Origin of the sequence: Kitasatospora sp. NPDC018619 (assembly GCF_044391605.1) — a bacterium.
Lineage (GTDB): Bacteria > Actinomycetota > Actinomycetes > Streptomycetales > Streptomycetaceae > Kitasatospora.
Map to the genome: position 1 here is coordinate 137,510 of NZ_JBISAI010000008.1, position 14,053 is coordinate 151,562.

Annotated in this window: 14 protein-coding genes and 1 riboswitch; of the genes, 6 read left to right on the forward strand and 8 right to left on the reverse strand. The window is 75.5% G+C overall.

Annotation, left to right across the window (positions count from 1 at the left end; all coding sequences use genetic code 11):
* Window positions 1–92: 92 nt before the first annotated feature.
* A complete protein-coding gene (gene bfr, locus ACH5AR_RS14845; RefSeq protein ID WP_396301782.1) occupies window positions 93–572 on the reverse strand; it encodes a bacterioferritin in 480 nt (159 codons plus the stop codon).
* Between the two features lie 223 nt (window positions 573–795).
* On the opposite strand from bfr, the gene ACH5AR_RS14850 reads away from it, so the two are divergent.
* The gene (locus ACH5AR_RS14850; RefSeq protein WP_396301783.1) at window positions 796–1,425 is read left to right on the forward strand and encodes a sulfite oxidase-like oxidoreductase; all 630 of its coding nucleotides are present in this window, start codon (window positions 796–798) and stop codon (window positions 1,423–1,425) included.
* Window positions 1,426–1,435: 10 nt separating this feature from the next.
* Here ACH5AR_RS14850 and pknB read toward each other — a convergent pair whose 3' ends face one another.
* The 4 genes from pknB to thiO form a co-directional block, all read right to left on the reverse strand.
* A complete protein-coding gene (pknB, locus tag ACH5AR_RS14855; RefSeq protein ID WP_396301961.1) occupies window positions 1,436–3,217 on the reverse strand; it encodes a Stk1 family PASTA domain-containing Ser/Thr kinase in 1,782 nt (593 codons plus the stop codon).
* Between the two features lie 155 nt (window positions 3,218–3,372).
* The gene (locus ACH5AR_RS14860; protein ID WP_396301784.1) at window positions 3,373–4,170 is read right to left on the reverse strand and encodes a thiazole synthase; all 798 of its coding nucleotides are present in this window, start codon (window positions 4,168–4,170) and stop codon (window positions 3,373–3,375) included.
* A gap of 3 nt (window positions 4,171–4,173) precedes the next feature.
* Entirely contained in the window at window positions 4,174–4,398 is a 225-nt protein-coding gene (gene thiS, locus ACH5AR_RS14865; RefSeq protein WP_396301785.1) for a sulfur carrier protein ThiS, read from the reverse strand.
* Window positions 4,395–5,579, reverse strand: a complete 1,185-nt coding sequence (gene thiO / locus ACH5AR_RS14870; RefSeq protein ID WP_396301786.1) for a glycine oxidase ThiO — start codon at window positions 5,577–5,579, stop codon at window positions 4,395–4,397. The genes thiS and thiO overlap by 4 nt, the downstream gene beginning before the upstream one ends.
* A riboswitch (TPP riboswitch) is annotated at window positions 5,574–5,686 on the reverse strand. (Overlaps the previous gene by 6 nt.)
* A 114-nt stretch (window positions 5,687–5,800) precedes the next feature.
* Between thiO and ACH5AR_RS14875 the strand changes: the two genes are divergently transcribed.
* Genes ACH5AR_RS14875 through thiE form a run of 3 tightly spaced genes read left to right on the forward strand, consistent with a single transcriptional unit; the run spans window position 5,801 to window position 8,052 of the window.
* Window positions 5,801–7,006 (forward strand): NAD(P)/FAD-dependent oxidoreductase, encoded by a 1,206-nt coding sequence (locus ACH5AR_RS14875; RefSeq protein ID WP_396301787.1) that lies wholly within the window; start codon window positions 5,801–5,803, stop codon window positions 7,004–7,006.
* A gap of 33 nt (window positions 7,007–7,039) precedes the next feature.
* Window positions 7,040–7,405 (forward strand): Rv2175c family DNA-binding protein, encoded by a 366-nt coding sequence (locus tag ACH5AR_RS14880; RefSeq protein WP_396301788.1) that lies wholly within the window; start codon window positions 7,040–7,042, stop codon window positions 7,403–7,405.
* On the forward strand, window positions 7,405–8,052 hold the full coding sequence (thiE, locus tag ACH5AR_RS14885; protein ID WP_396301789.1) for a thiamine phosphate synthase: 648 nt from the start codon (window positions 7,405–7,407) through the stop codon (window positions 8,050–8,052). The genes ACH5AR_RS14880 and thiE overlap by 1 nt, the downstream gene beginning before the upstream one ends.
* 24 nt (window positions 8,053–8,076) lie before the next feature.
* Here the strand turns inward: thiE and ACH5AR_RS14890 are convergent, their stop codons facing one another.
* The gene (locus ACH5AR_RS14890; protein WP_396301790.1) at window positions 8,077–9,231 is read right to left on the reverse strand and encodes a polyprenyl synthetase family protein; all 1,155 of its coding nucleotides are present in this window, start codon (window positions 9,229–9,231) and stop codon (window positions 8,077–8,079) included.
* A 196-nt stretch (window positions 9,232–9,427) separates the two neighbouring features.
* On the opposite strand from ACH5AR_RS14890, the gene metF reads away from it, so the two are divergent.
* Complete coding sequence (metF, locus tag ACH5AR_RS14895; RefSeq protein WP_396301791.1) at window positions 9,428–10,342, forward strand: methylenetetrahydrofolate reductase [NAD(P)H]; 915 nt, start codon at window positions 9,428–9,430, stop codon at window positions 10,340–10,342.
* A gap of 170 nt (window positions 10,343–10,512) precedes the next feature.
* Window positions 10,513–11,382, forward strand: coding sequence for a hypothetical protein (locus ACH5AR_RS14900; RefSeq protein WP_396301792.1), 870 nt, complete (start codon window positions 10,513–10,515; stop codon window positions 11,380–11,382).
* Window positions 11,383–11,387: 5 nt separating this feature from the next.
* Here ACH5AR_RS14900 and ACH5AR_RS14905 read toward each other — a convergent pair whose 3' ends face one another.
* Both ACH5AR_RS14905 and ACH5AR_RS14910 read right to left on the reverse strand, forming a co-directional pair.
* Window positions 11,388–12,881 (reverse strand): phytoene desaturase family protein, encoded by a 1,494-nt coding sequence (locus ACH5AR_RS14905; protein ID WP_396301793.1) that lies wholly within the window; start codon window positions 12,879–12,881, stop codon window positions 11,388–11,390.
* Window positions 12,882–12,892: 11 nt separating this feature from the next.
* On the reverse strand, window positions 12,893–13,504 hold the full coding sequence (locus tag ACH5AR_RS14910; RefSeq protein ID WP_396301794.1) for a DUF4126 domain-containing protein: 612 nt from the start codon (window positions 13,502–13,504) through the stop codon (window positions 12,893–12,895).
* Window positions 13,505–14,053: the final 549 nt, after the last annotated feature.

A 14,053-nucleotide genomic window follows, 5' to 3' on the forward strand; every position in this document is an offset into this window, starting at 1 on the left:
GCGGCCCCCCGCGGGGCGCGCCCCCCCCCCCCCCCCCCCCCCCCCCCCCCCCCCCCCCCCCCCCCCCCCCCCCCCCCGGGGGCCCCGGGGGCTCAGGACTCCGGCTGCTCGATGACCTGGGCGATGTAGAGCGCCTCGCCGAGCTTCTCCAGCAGTTCCAGCTGGGTGTCGAGGTAGTCGATGTGGTGCTCCTCGTCGGCCAGGATGTCCTCGAAGATGTTCGCCGAGGTGACGTCGTTCTTGGCCCGCATCACCACGATCCCGCGCTTGAGCCGGTCGATCGCCTCGACCTCGATCTGGCGGTCCGCCTCGAACATCTCCTTGACCGTCTGGCCGATCCGGACGTGGAACAGCCGCTGGTAGTTGGGCAGCCCCTCCAGGAACAGGATCCGGTCGGTGAGCGTCTCGGCGTGCTTCATCTCGTCGAAGGACTCGTGCCGGGTGTACTTGGCGAGCTTCGTCCAGCCGAAGTTCTCCTGCATCTTGGCGTGCAGGAAGTACTGGTTGATCGCGGTCAGCTCGGCGGTGAGCTGCTCGTTGAGGAACTCGATGACCTCGGGATCGCTCTGCATGGTGCTGCCTCCTGCGCTCGTGCTGCCGGTGTGCTGCGCATAGTGGCACCGCTTTGGGAGGAAATTCCAGTAAGTTCACACTCACTACGACCTGTGGCGGAATATCCGGTTCATGGTGAAACGCGCTGGTGGGCGGTCGACCGCTGGTCCGTACGGGCAGGGGCGCGCGCCTTCACAAAGGGGCGCGCACGGAGGCTCGTCCGCCGTCTGTCACCATGGGTCCATGGGTCAGTCGAAACACGAACCGCTTCCGCCGTCTGACCCGAGGCTCCCGCCGGGACAGCGCGCGCAGCGCGGCTGGCCCGCCCTGCACTACGGCCCGGTGCCCCGTTTCAAGCCGCTGACCTGGGACCTCCAGGTGTTCGGCGCGACGGCCTCGGCGGAGAAGCACAGCTGGGACTTCGAGGCCTTCGAGGCCCTGCCGCGCACCACCGTCGTCGCGGACCTGCACTGCGTGACCAGGTTCTCGGTGCTCGGCAACCGGTGGACGGGCGTGTCGGCCGCCGCCGTGCTCGACCTGGTGCCCCCGGCGCCGGGCGTCACCCACGTCATGGTCTGGGCCGAGTACGGCTACAGCGCCAACCTGCGGCTGGCCGACTTCGCCGACCCGCACACCCTGCTCGCCACCCACCGCAACGGCGAGGCGCTCACCGCGGAACACGGCTTCCCGGTCCGGCTGGTGGTGCCGGGGCTGTACGCCTGGAAGGGCCCCAAGTGGGTGCGCGCGGTGGAGTACATGCGGGCCGACCGGCGCGGCTTCTGGGAGGAGCGCGGCTACCACAACCTCGCCGACCCCTGGCGCGAGCAGCGCTACTCCTACCAGGAGGAGCCCGGCGACGGGCCGCTGCGCTGAGGCACCCGGCCTAGAACAGCGAGAACTTCACCGTCACCACGCTGCGCTGCGGGCGCCGCTCGCCCGCCGCCGGGCTCTGGCCGGAGGAGGTGACCGCGCCGAACACGTCCCAGCCGGTGGTCTGCATGGTGAAGCCCGCCGCCTGGAGCGCCTTCTGCGCCTCGTCCCTGCTCATCCCGGTGACGTTCGGGACGGGGACCATGCCCTTGCTGACCACCAGCGAGACCGCGCTGTTCTCCTGCAGCAGCTGCCCGGCCGCCGGCGAGCTGCTGATCACCGAGCCCTCCGGCACGGTGTCGTCGTAGGTCTCGGTCACGGTGCCCCTGGTCAGCTGGGCGGCGGTCAGGGCGGTGGCCGCGTCGGCGGCGCTCCGGCCGGTGAGGTCCGGCACCGCGATCCGCTTGGGGCCCTTGGAGACGGTGACGGTCACGCTGTCGCTCTTGCGGGTGCGCGCGCCCACCCCGGGGTCGGTGGAGATCACCTGGCCGGACGGCACGGACTCGCTGAACACCTCGACGAACCTCCCGTGCAGGCCCTCCTTGTCCAGGACCCGCTGGGCCTCGGCCCGGTCCTTGCCCAGCACGCCCGGCACCGAGCCGTACAGCCCCTCGGAGATCCCGTAGGTGGCGCCGCCGATCGCCAGCACCAGGGCGGCCGCGGCGGCCGCCCAGAGCAGCACCTTGCGGGGCAGGCGGCGGCGCGGCCGGTCCGGGCGGCGCCGGGGCGCCGGGGCCGGCTCGTCGTACGGGCGCGGCTCGGCGAGCAGCTCGTCCATCAGCTCCGGCGGCATGTCCAGCACGCTGGTGCGCTCGGTCGGCGGGGCGTCGGCGGGCCGGGGCAGCGGCTGGATGACCGAGGTCGGCTCGCTGGTCGGGTAGCGCGGACTGGGGTGGGTGGAGGCGGGCGGCTCGGCGTCCAGCTCGGCCGGGGCCAGGGTGCGGCGGACCCGCTGGAGGGCGGCGAGCAGCTCGACCGCGTCGTACGGGCGGGCGTCGGCGGCCCGGGCGCAGGCGCCGGCCACGATCGCGTCCAGCGCGGGGCCGACGGCGGGGGCCACCAGCGAGGGGGCCGGGACGTCCTCGTGCAGGTGCTTGTACATCACCTGGACGGGGTTGTCGCCGGTGTGCGGGCGGCGGCCGGTGAGCATCTCGTACAGCAGGATGCCGGCCGCGTAGACGTCCACCCGCTGGTCGGTCGGGGCGTCCGGGAGGATCTGTTCGGGGGCCAGGTAGGAGACGGTGCCCAGGACCGTGCCGCCGGTCGCGGTGGTGGCCGAGGTGGGCGCGCCGTCGGCCGCGCCGAGCACCCGGACCAGGCCGAAGTCGGCGACCTTGACCAGGCCGCCCTCGGTGATCAGCACGTTCTCCGGCTTGACGTCGCGGTGCACCAGCCCGGCCCGGTGGGCGGCGCCGAGCGCCGCGAGCACCGGCTCCAGCACGTCCAGCGCGGCCCGGACGGACAGCGCGCCGCGGTCGCGCAGCAGGTCGCGCAGGGTGCGGCCGGGCACGTACTCCATGGCGAGGAAGACGTGGCCGCCGTCCGCGCCCTGGTCGAAGACGTTGACCACGTTGGGGTGGGTGAGCTTGGCGACCGCCTTGGCCTCGCGGATGAAGCGGGCGGTGAAGCCCTCGTCGCCGGCCAGCGAGGGGTGCATCACCTTGAGCGCGACCACCCGGTCCAGGCGGGTGTCGGTGCCCTTGTAGACGGTGGACATCCCGCCGGTCGCGATGCGCTGTTCGACCCGGTACCGGTTGTCGAGCAGCGTGCCGATCAGGGGGTCGTGCAGTGCCATGTCCACCCGGAGAGTCTAGTGGGGTGCCCGGCCGCCGGGCCGGAGGACACCGCCCGGGGGCCTGGCTGTGCCCGGCTTGTGACACGCGGGGGGTGCCTGGACCCGCGTCCCGCGTCCCGCGCCCGGGGCCCGCGCCGACGCCCCGGGACGCGGGCTCAGAAGGCGGGGTGCTCCCGGGTGTCCAGGTCGGCCCGGCCGGCCATCGCCGAGGAGGCCTCGGCGTGGAAGCGGCGGGGGATCCGGCCGGCCCGGTGGGCGAGCCGGCCCGCCTCGGCGGCGTGCCGCATCGCCTCGGCCATCAGCACCGGCTCCTGAGCCCTGGTCACCGCGGAGGCGAGCATCACCGCGGCGCAGCCCAGCTCCATCGCCAGCGCCACGTCGGAGGCGGTGCCGGCGCCCGCGTCCAGGACCACCGGGACGCCGGCGCCCTCCACGATCAGCTGGAAGTTGTGCGGGTTGCGGATGCCCAGGCCCGAACCGATCGGCGAGCCCAGCGGCATGACGGCCGCGCAGCCCACGTCCTCCAGCTTGCGCGCCAGCACCGGGTCGTCGTTGGTGTACGGCAGGACGGTGAAGCCGTCGTCGACCAGCGTCTCGGCGGCGTCCAGCAGCTCGACCGGGTCGGGCAGCAGGGTGCGCTCGTCGGCTATCACCTCCAGCTTGACCCAGTTGGTGCCGAGCGCCTCGCGGGCCAGCCGGGCGGTCAGCACGGCCTCGCCGGCGGTGAAGCAGCCGGCCGTGTTGGGCAGCACCCGGATGCCGTTGCGGGTCAGCACGTCGAGCACGGAGCCCTGGGTGGTGGCGTCGACCCGGCGCATCGCGACGGTGGTCAGCTCGGTGCCGGAGGCGAGCAGCGCGCGCTCCAGGACCTCCAGGCTCGGCGCGCCGCCGGTGCCCATGATCAGCCGGGAGGAGAAGGTCTCCCCGGCGATGGTCAGAAGGTCGTCGGCCATGGTTCAGCCTCCCTGCACGGCGGTGAGGATCTCGACCCGGTCGCCGCCGTGCAGCGCCGTGCCGGGCCACGAACCGCGCGGCACCACGGCCTCGTTGAGCGCGGCGGCGACACCGGTGTTGGCGGCGCTGACGGAGGCCACCAGCTCGGCGAGGGTGGTCGTGGCGGGCACCCGGCGGGGCTCGCCGTTGACGGTCAGGGCGATGTCGTTCAGGGCGGTCTCGGTCATGGGCGGGCCTTCGTGACGGGGGAGTCGGGGGAGAACCGGGTGGGAGTGAACGGCCGCGCCAGCTCCGGGAGTTCGCCGGTGGCCAGGTACCCGGCGACCAGGTCGGCGCTCACCGGGGTGAGCAGCACCCCGTTGCGGTAGTGGCCGGTCGCGGCGACGAGGCCGGGCAGCGCGGTCGGGCCCAGCAGCGGGGCGTTGTCCGGCGAGCCGGGGCGCAGGCCCGCCGAGGTCTCCACGAGCGGGAGTTCGGTGATCCCGGGGACCAACTCGTGCGCGTCGCGCAGGAGTTCGTACACCCCGCCGGCGGTGACGGTGGTGTCGTAGCCCTGCTCCTCGGTGGTCGCGCCGATCACCAGCTCGCCGTTCTCGCGCGGGACGACGTACAGGTGCTGCCCGCGGACGACCGCGCGGACGTTGCGGGAGAGGAACGGCCGGTAGGACTCCGGGACGCGCAGCCGCAGGATCTGGCCCTTGACCGGACGGATCGCCGGCAGCACGCCCGCCGGCAGGCCGGGCAGCCGGTGGCTGTGCGGGCCGGCGGCGAGGACGACCCGCTCGGCGCCCACCGTCTCCCCGGTGCTCAGCCGGGCGCCCGCCGCGCGGCCGCCCGCGACCAGCAGCTCGACCGCCTCGGCCCGGTGCAGCCGGACCTCGGCGCGCTCGCAGGCGGCCGCGAGGGCGGTGAGCAGCCGGCGGGGGTCGACCTGGTGGTCGTCGGCGACGTGCAGGCCGCCGCGCACGCCCGGGGCGAGCATCGGCTCCAGCCTGCGGGCCTCCCGGCCGGTCAGCCAGGTCGAGTCCAGGCCGAGGCGCTGGTGGAACGCGTGCAGCTCGCGCAGCTCGGCGCGGTCGTCGGCGTCCTGGGCGACGGCGAGCGTGCCGCACCGCCGGTAGCCGGTGTCCAGGCCGCCGCTCGCCTCCGTCAGCTCGGCGGCGAAGTCCGGGTACCGTTCGTTGGAGGCCATGCCGAGGCGCAGCAGCGGCTCCTCGCCGTACTGGAGCTCGGTGACCGGGGCGAGCATCCCGGCCGCGACCCCGGCGGCGCCGCGGCCGTGCGCGGGGTCGACCACGACCACGTTCCCGAGGCCGCGCTGCGCCGCGCGCCAGGCCACGGCGAGGCCGATGACGCCTCCGCCGATCACCAGGACGTCCGTGCGGGCGCCCGGTAGCAAGCGTGACAAAGCTGCTCTTCTCCCTTCGCCGGTATGACCCGGATCAGGTTCGGACGGTCGCGGGCCGTGCCAGCCCGCCTCTCAGCCCGGTCCGCCGGGCTCCCGTGTGGTGCCCCCACCTTAACGCCGGGCCCGGCCCGGCCGAAGGCCCGTACGCGGGGCGGACGTGCGGCCGGGGCGGGAGGGCCGGGGCGGGAGGCCCTCCGGCCGCCCGCGGGCCGCTGGGTACAGTGACGTGCGTGGCAGAGCTGAGCGCAACGGACCGGGTGGTCGTCGTCGGAGCCGGGCTGGCCGGGGCGCAGTGCGCCCTCAAGCTGCGGGAGGGCGGCTGGCAGGGGCGGATCGCGCTGGTCGGCGAGGAGCCGCACGCGCCGTACGACCGCCCGCCGCTCTCCAAGGACGTGCTGCTCGGCAAGGCCGACTCCACCGCCCTGGACATCGACTACGGGCGGCTCGGCATCGAGCTGCTCACCGGCCGCCGGGCCACCGGCCTCACCCCCGGCGTGCTGCACACCGACGCCGGCGACCTCCCGTACGGCGCGCTGGTGATCGCCACCGGCGCCGTCCCGCGCGCCCTGCCCGGCGCCGAGCGGGCGCACCTGCTGCACACCCTGGACGACGCCCTGGCGCTGCGCGCGCTGCTGCGCCCCGGGCTGCGGCTGGTGCTGGTCGGCGCGGGCTGGATCGGCGCCGAGGTGTCCACCGCGGCCCGCGCGGCGGGCTGCCGGGTGACGGTGGTCGAGGCAGGCCCGGCGCCGCTGCCCGGCGCGCTGCCGGCGGAGGTCGGCGCGGCGATGGCCGCCTGGTACGCCGAGGCCGGGGTGGAGCTGCGCTGCGGCGTCGGGGTGTCCGCCGTCGAGCCCGGCGCGGTGCTGCTGGCCGACGGCTCCCACCTGCCCGCCGACGAGGTGGTGGTCGGCATCGGGGCCCGCCCGGCGACCGGCTGGCTGGCCGGCTCCGGGGTCGGGCTGGACGCGGCCGGCGCCGTCGTGGTGGACGGGCGGCTGCGCACCTCGGTGCCCGGCGTCTTCGCGGCGGGCGACTGCGTCAGCTACCCCTCGGCCCGGGCCGGCGCCCGGCTGGCCGTCCAGCACTGGGACCACGCGCTGCGCTCCGGCGAGGCGGCGGCCGCCGCCGTCCTGGGCGTGCAGGCGCCGGCCTACGACCCGGTGCCGTACTTCTGGTCGGAGCAGTTCGGGCGGATGGTCCAGTACGCCGGGCGGCACGCCGAGGGCGACGAACTGCTCTGGCGGGGCGGCCCGCGGGACGCCGACTGGTCGGTGCTCTGGCTGCGCGACGGCGTGCCGAGCGCGGTGCTGGCGGTGGACCGGCCGCGCGACCTGGCCCAGGGGCGGAAGCTGGTCGAGCGCGGCGCCGCGCTCGACCGGGCCCGCGCCGCGGACCCCTCCGTGCCGCTCAAGGGGGCCGCCGCTTAGCGCCGGGCGGCGTCGAGGTGGCAGTCTGGTGCCGTGAGTGAGATCGATGCCAAGACCGAAGCCCTGGTTCCCGAGTGGCTGTACCTGCCCGACATCTCCGAGCGGTGGGGTGTGCTCGTCACCGAGGTCCGCAACATGGTCAAGAAGGGTGACCTGATCGCCGTCCGCCGCGGCCCCAACAAGTCCCTCCAGGTCCCGGCGGCGTTCGTCGACGAGGCCGGCCCCGTCAAGCACCTGGTCGGCCTGCTGACCGTGCTGCGGGACAGCGGCTTCACCGACGACGAGATCATCCGGTGGATGTTCACCGAGGACGATTCGCTGCCCGGCACCCCGGTGCAGGCGCTGTGGGAGAACCGGGCCACGGAGGTCAAGCGCCGCGCCCAGGCCATGGCGCTCTGATGGCGGACCTGCGCGCCCGCCTCGCCGAGGCGCGGCTGTACCTGTGCACCGACGCCCGCCGGGAGCAGGGCGACCTCGCCGAGTTCCTGGACGCGGTGCTGGCGGGCGGCGTGGACATCGTCCAGCTGCGCGACAAGGGCCTGGAGGCCCGGCAGGAGCTGGCGGCCCTGGAGGTCTTCGCCGACGCCTGCCGCCGGCACGGCCGGCTGCTGGCCGTCAACGACCGCGCCGACGTCGCCCATGCGGCCCGGCCGGACGTGCTGCACCTCGGCCAGGACGACCTGCCGGTGCCGGCCGCCCGGGCGATCCTCGGCGAGGACGTGCTGATCGGCCGCTCCTGCCACGCCGAGTCCGAGGTGGACGCGGCGCTCGCCGAGCCGGGCGTGGACTACTTCTGCACCGGCCCGGTCTGGCCGACCCCGACCAAGCCGGGCCGCCCGGCGCCGGGCCTCGGCCTGGTCTCGTACGCGGCCGGGCGGGCCGCCGACCGGCCGTGGTTCGCGATCGGCGGGATCGACCTCGGCAACCTGGACGAGGTGCTGGCCGCCGGCGCCCGCCGGATCGTCGTGGTGCGGGCCCTCACGGCCGCGCAGGACCCGGGGGCGGCGGCCGCCGAGCTGTCCCGCCGGGTGCGCGCCGCGCTCTGACCGCCCCGGGGCCGCCGCCGTCCGTCAGTGCTTGCGGACGGTGGCGGCCTCGGCCAGGGCCAGCAGCACCGTCCGGGCCCGCTCGTCGGCGAGCGGCGCCGCCTCCAGCGCGGCCAGCGACTGCCGCATCAGCTCCTCGATCCGGAGCTCCACCAGCTCGGGCGCCCCGCTGCGGGCGACCAGCGCGCTCAGCTCGGCGACCTCCGGGGCGCCGAGGTCCGGCGCGCCGAGCCGCTCGTCCAGGTGCCGGGCGTCGGCGGCCGACAGGCCCCGCATCGCGTGCGCGACCAGCAGGGTGCGCTTGCCCTCGCGCAGGTCGTCCCCGGCCGGCTTGCCGGTGACGGACGGGTCCCCGAAGACGCCGAGCAGGTCGTCGCGCAGCTGGAAGGCCTCGCCCAGCGGCAGCCCGAACGCCCCGTACGCCTCGACCAGCTCCGGCCCGGCCCCGGCCAGCAGCGCGCCGACCTGGAGCGGCCGCTCGATGGTGTACTTCGCGGACTTGTAGTGCAGCACGGTCCGCGCGCGGTCCAGCGCGCCCTCGTCCGTGGAGTCCCCGGCCACCGGCTCCAGCACGTCCAGGTACTGGCCGAGCATGACCTCGGTGCGCATCAGGTCGAACACCGGCTTGGCGGCCAGCACGGCGGCGGGCTCCAGGCCGGAGCGCAGGAACAGCTCGTCGCACCAGATCAGCAGCAGGTCGCCGAGCAGCACCGCGGCCGAGGCGCCGTACTGCTCGCGGTCGCCGCGCCAGCCGCTGGCGCGGTGCAGCGCCTCGAAGCGGCGGTGGACCGAGGGCAGGCCGCGGCGGGTGTCGCTGCGGTCCATCAGGTCGTCGTGCACCAGGGCGCTCGCCTGGAGCAGCTCCAGCGCGGCCGCCGCGTTGGCGATCGCCTCGCCGGTGGCGCCCCGGGCCGGGCCGCCGGCGCCGCGCCAGCCCCAGTAGCAGAAGCCCGGGCGCAGCCGCTTGCCGCCGTCCAGCAGGAAGTCGCGCAGCGCGTCGGCGGCCGGGGCCAGCCGGGGCGAGATCTTGTCGAGCAGCACGGACTGGCCGTCCATGAACGCGGCGAGCGCCGCGTTGACACGGGTGCGGACGTCCTCCACGTCCATCGGGTTGGCCGCACTGCTGGCCGCACTGGTGGCCGAACCGGGGTTGGCCGGCCGGGTGCTGGACGAGGTCACGATGGGGCTCCGCTGGTTCGCTGGGGTGCAGCAAGCGTAGCGGTGCGACCGGGAACGGGTGTGCGAGCGGCCCAGCCGGGGCGCCGGGGGCGGGGCCCGGCCGCGGTCCGGCGCGAACCGGAACGTTGCCCATCAGTTGTCTCAATAGTTGGAATCCGGTTGTCCGGCCCCTTCGCACGCCGGATAGCCTGCCAGCATGGCACTCGGTATCGCTTCCACGAGAACGGATCGCGCACTGACGGTGCGCGAACTCCTGGCGGCCGGAAAGCGCTCCTTCTCCTTCGAATTCATGCCGCCGCGCACCGAGGCCGGCGAGCAGAAGCTCTGGGACGCCATCCGGCGGCTGGAGCCGCTCGACCCCAACTTCGTCTGCATGACGTACGGCGCGGGCGGCTCCTCGCGCGAGCGCACCGTCAACATGGTCGGCCGGATCGCCACCGAGACGACCCTGACCCCGGTCGCCCACCTCACCGCCGTGGACCACTCGGTCGCCGAGCTGCGCAACATCATCGGCCAGTACGCCGACCAGGGCGTGCGCAACGTCCTCGCCGTCCGGGGCGACCCGCCCGGCGACCCGATGGGCGAGTGGGTCAGGCACCCCGAGGGCGTCACCTACGCGTACGAGCTGGTGGAGCTGATCAAGGGGATCGGCGACTTCTGCGTCGGCGTCGCGGCCTCGCCGAACATGCACCCGCGCTCGACCGACTGGGACGAGGACATCCGGCACTTCGTGGCGAAGATCCGCTCCGGCGCCGACTACGCGATCACCCAGATGTTCTTCGAGGTGGACGACTACCTGCGGCTGCGCGACCGGGTGACGGCCGCCGGCTGCGAGACGCCGATCATCCCGGAGATCATGCCGGTCACCAACGCCAAGCAGCTGGAGCGCTTCCCGCAGCTCAGCGGCTCGGCCTTCCCCGCCGAGCTGGAGGCCCGGCTGCGGGCGGCCATCGACGACCCGGCGGCGCTGCGGGCCGTCGGCATGGAGCACGCCACCGCGATGGCCGAGCGCCTGCTCGCCGAGGGCGCGCCCGGGCTGCACTTCATCACGCTGAACCACTCGACGGCGACCCTGGAGATCTACCAGAACCTGGGGCTGCACCAGCGCTGACGCCGGGTGTTCACCGGCCCGTCACCCCGCCGGGGGTGACGGGCCGGTCGTGTGCGGCCGGGCGCCCGGGGCGCCGGGAACGCGATGCGGTACCCCGGCCGTTGAACCGGTACAGTCGCCGCACACGCGCGGCGCACACGCGCGGGCACGCGACTGGAGGTAGCGGGCGGATGGGCATCGGATACCTGCTGCTGTACGCCGCGTTGGCGGTGGTGGCGCTCTGGCTGCTCGCGGAGGTGCTGCTGCAGAACCGGGCGCCGCTGCACTGGCGGGTCCTGGCGCTCGCCGGGTTCCTGGGCGTGGCCGCCGGGATGGCCCTCGGCTCGGTCGTGGTGATCGGGGCCGGCGCCGCGCTGTTCGCGGTCGGCCAGGCCTTCGTCACCCTCGCGGTCAAGCGCGGCCACCGGAGCGGCTGGTCGCTGCGCAAGCCCGACGGCAGCCTGCCCGGCCCGCTCGCCAGGGTGCCGCTGCTCGGCGCCCTCACCGGCGGCGCCGCCGCGGTGGCCGCCGCGGCCGCCACCCGCAGGCGGGTCGGCGAGGTCAGCGCCGTCGAGGAGGCACCGGCCCCGGCCGCGGCCCCCGAGCCGGTGCCCGACGAGGTGCCGGAGGTCGAGCAGACCGCCGCCTTCGAGATGCAGGAGCTCGCCCAGGACGGCGTCTACGCCCCCGGGTACTACGAGCAGCAGCAGCCCCAGCCGCAGCCCCAGGACCCGTACGCCGCCGCCTACCAGTCCGGCTACGACCAGCAGCAGTGGCAGACCCAGCAGCAGCCCGCCTTCGCCTACGACCAGCAGCAGGCCTACGGCGGCTACCCCCAGCACCAGCAGGACCCGTACGGCGGCTACCAGCAGCAGGACCCGTACGCGGGCTACCACCAGCAGCCGCAGGCCTGGGACCCGAACGCCCAGCAACAGCAGCAGCAGCAGCAACAGCAGCAGTGGCAGCCGCACCCCGAGCAGCACGTCCAGGGGATCCCGCAGCAGCCGGTCCACGACGAGAACCACGGCTACCAGCAGCAGAACACCTGGCACCAGGGCTGACCGCCCTACGCCGGGCCGATCAGCCCGGCGGTGACGCAGGCCGACATGCCGACACGGGCGAGCCCGCCGCCGGGGTGGGCGTTGCCGCCGACCAGGTAGAGGCCGGGCACGGGGGACTCGTTGGCGGCGTGCAGCCCCGCGTACGAACCGGCGAGCACCGGGCGGGGGACGGAGCCGAACAGCGCGCCGGTCTCCCGGCGGGTGTCCTCCGGGGTGCGCACGACCCGCCAGAGCACCCGCTCGCGAAGGCCCAGGCCGGCCGCGTCGACATGGGCGAGCAGCCGGTCGGCGTAGCGGTCGGCGAGGCCGGGGGCCGTCCAGTCGACGTCCTCCTCCTGCGCCGGGACGGTCGCCGTCAGCACCACGCTCTCGTGGGCGTCGTCGGGCCGCAGTGCCGGGTCGTCCGGGCGGAGCACCTGCACGGTGGGGCGCTCGCAGAGCGGCGCGGACAGGGTGAGGGCGTTCTCCTCGGCGGCCGGGTCGGCCGCGTGCACCACCGTCCGGTGCACGGTGCCCTCGGGCCGGGCCCCGCGCAGCGCGAGCAGCACGCTGAACCGGCCGGGCACCTCGAACGGCTCCCACTCCCCGGCCGGCATCCCCGGCCACTCGGCGATGCCGTGGCGGAACAGCGCGGCGGCGTCCATCGCCGAGACCACCAGGTCGGCGTCGATCCGGCCGTCCGCCGTCTCCACCCCGGCCGCCCGGCCGTCCGCCACGACCACCCGGGTGACCGGGGTGTCGAAGCGGAAGTCGACCCCGCGCGCCTCGCAGCGCCGGAACACCGCGTCCGCGAGGGCGCGCAGCCCGCCCCGGACGTACCAGACGCCGAAGGACTGCTCCATGTACGACAGCACGGTGGCCCCGGCCGGCGCCTGGCCCGGCAGCAGGCCGTGCCGCAGCGCGGGCTCGCCCAGCAGGGCCGTCAGGCCGGGGTGGCCGCCGAGCTGCCGCCGGGCCACGTCGTCGAGGGTCCACGGGCGGGGGCGGCGCAGCCGGGCCAGGCCGGTGCGCGGCGGGACGGGGTACGGGTCGGTGCGCAACAGCTCGGGGTCGGCCGGGAGCGGTTCCTCCAGCAGCGGGCGGCGGGTGGCCTCCCAGACCGTGCGGCCGTGGTTCACCACCTCGCTCCAGCGGGCGCCGGCCCCGGCGCCGAAGGCCGCGTCCAGGGCCTGGCTGACGCCGCCGCGGGAGGCGTTGGGCAGGGTGACGGCGGTGCCGTCGGGGAACAGGTGCCGGCTCTCCGGGTCGACCGGGGCCAGCTCGACCAGCTGCTCCAGCGGCTCCCTGCCGGTCTTCAGCGCGAGGTCGCGGTAGACGGCCGGGAGGGTGAGCAGGCCGGGCCCGGTGTCGAAGGCGAAGCCGTCGCGCTCGTACCGGCCGACCATGCCCCCGTACGTGCCGCCCGCCTCGCAGACCGTCACCCGGTGGCCGAGGGTCGCCAACCGGGAGGCTGCCGCGAGCCCGCTCATTCCTGCGCCGATGACGACGATCCTTGCCATGGCACCCGATCCTAAGACCCGCCCTCCGCGGCCCCCGCCGCCCGGGCGGCCCTGCGCTCGCGGCGGCGGGCCCGGAAGGCGCGGATCCTGGTGACCGCCAGCCGGACCAGCAGCAGGCCGGCGACCAGCACCGCGGCGGCGACCGAGGCGGCCAGCCAGGGGTGGAAGATCGCCAGCGTGACCAGGCCCGCCACCGAAAGGTCCTCGGCCATGCTGACCACGATGTTGCTGAACGGCTCGGGCGAGGTGTTGACGGCCATCCGCAGCGAGGCCTTCACCAGGTGGCTGACCAGCGCCGAGGTGCCGCCCATCGCGCCGGCCGCGACCTCGCCGAGCGAGCCCGGGTCGTTGCCCGCGATCAGCGCGCCGACGGTGGCGCCGGCGACCGGCCGGACGACCGTGTGCACGACGTCCCAGACGCTGTCCACGTACGGGACCTTGTCGGCCACCGCCTCCAGCGCGAACAGCACGCCGGCCACGACCAGCACGTCCGTGCGCTCCAGCGCCTGCGGCACCGAGTCCGCGCCGGCGAACCTGCCCAGCAGGCCGAGCAGCAGCACCACCGCGTAGGCGTTGATGCCGCTGGCCAGTCCGCTGGTGAAGACCAGCGGTAGGACCGTCATCCCGTCCCCCTCCTCGTCGTCGCGTCCCGGTCGCCCGGCGGGCCCGGCGGGCCCGGCCCCGCCGTACCGTACCGGCACCCGGGACGCCGCGGGGGCGTCCGCCGGTTCCGGCGGCCGGCGGACGGGCCTGAGTACGGATACTCAGATCCGCGGTTGAGTACCTCAGCGGATGGCCGCCGACCTGCGCGGACGGGAGAGTGGTGGCACCCGGGAGGGCGGCGCGTCGGGCGCCCGGCCCGCCCGGGAGGCGGATCCGTCCGTCCCTGGGCCGTACCGACCCCGGGGAGGCGGCGGACGGTCCGCCACGGGGCTGGTCGTCGGTCCCCGCACCGCCGGCACGGGGCGGCGGAGCGGGCCGGGGGAGACCGGCCGCGGGCACCGCCGGGCTCGGGGGAGCGACGGCACGGCGGCGGCGCGGAACCGGGGGAGTCCCGCGCCCGCCGCCGCCACGCCCGTTGCCGGGGTGCGGGAGCACCGGCCGGATTGTCAGTGGTGCCGTTCACGATGGAAGGGCACGGACCACCCGGTCCGCGCGCTGCCTCGGAACGG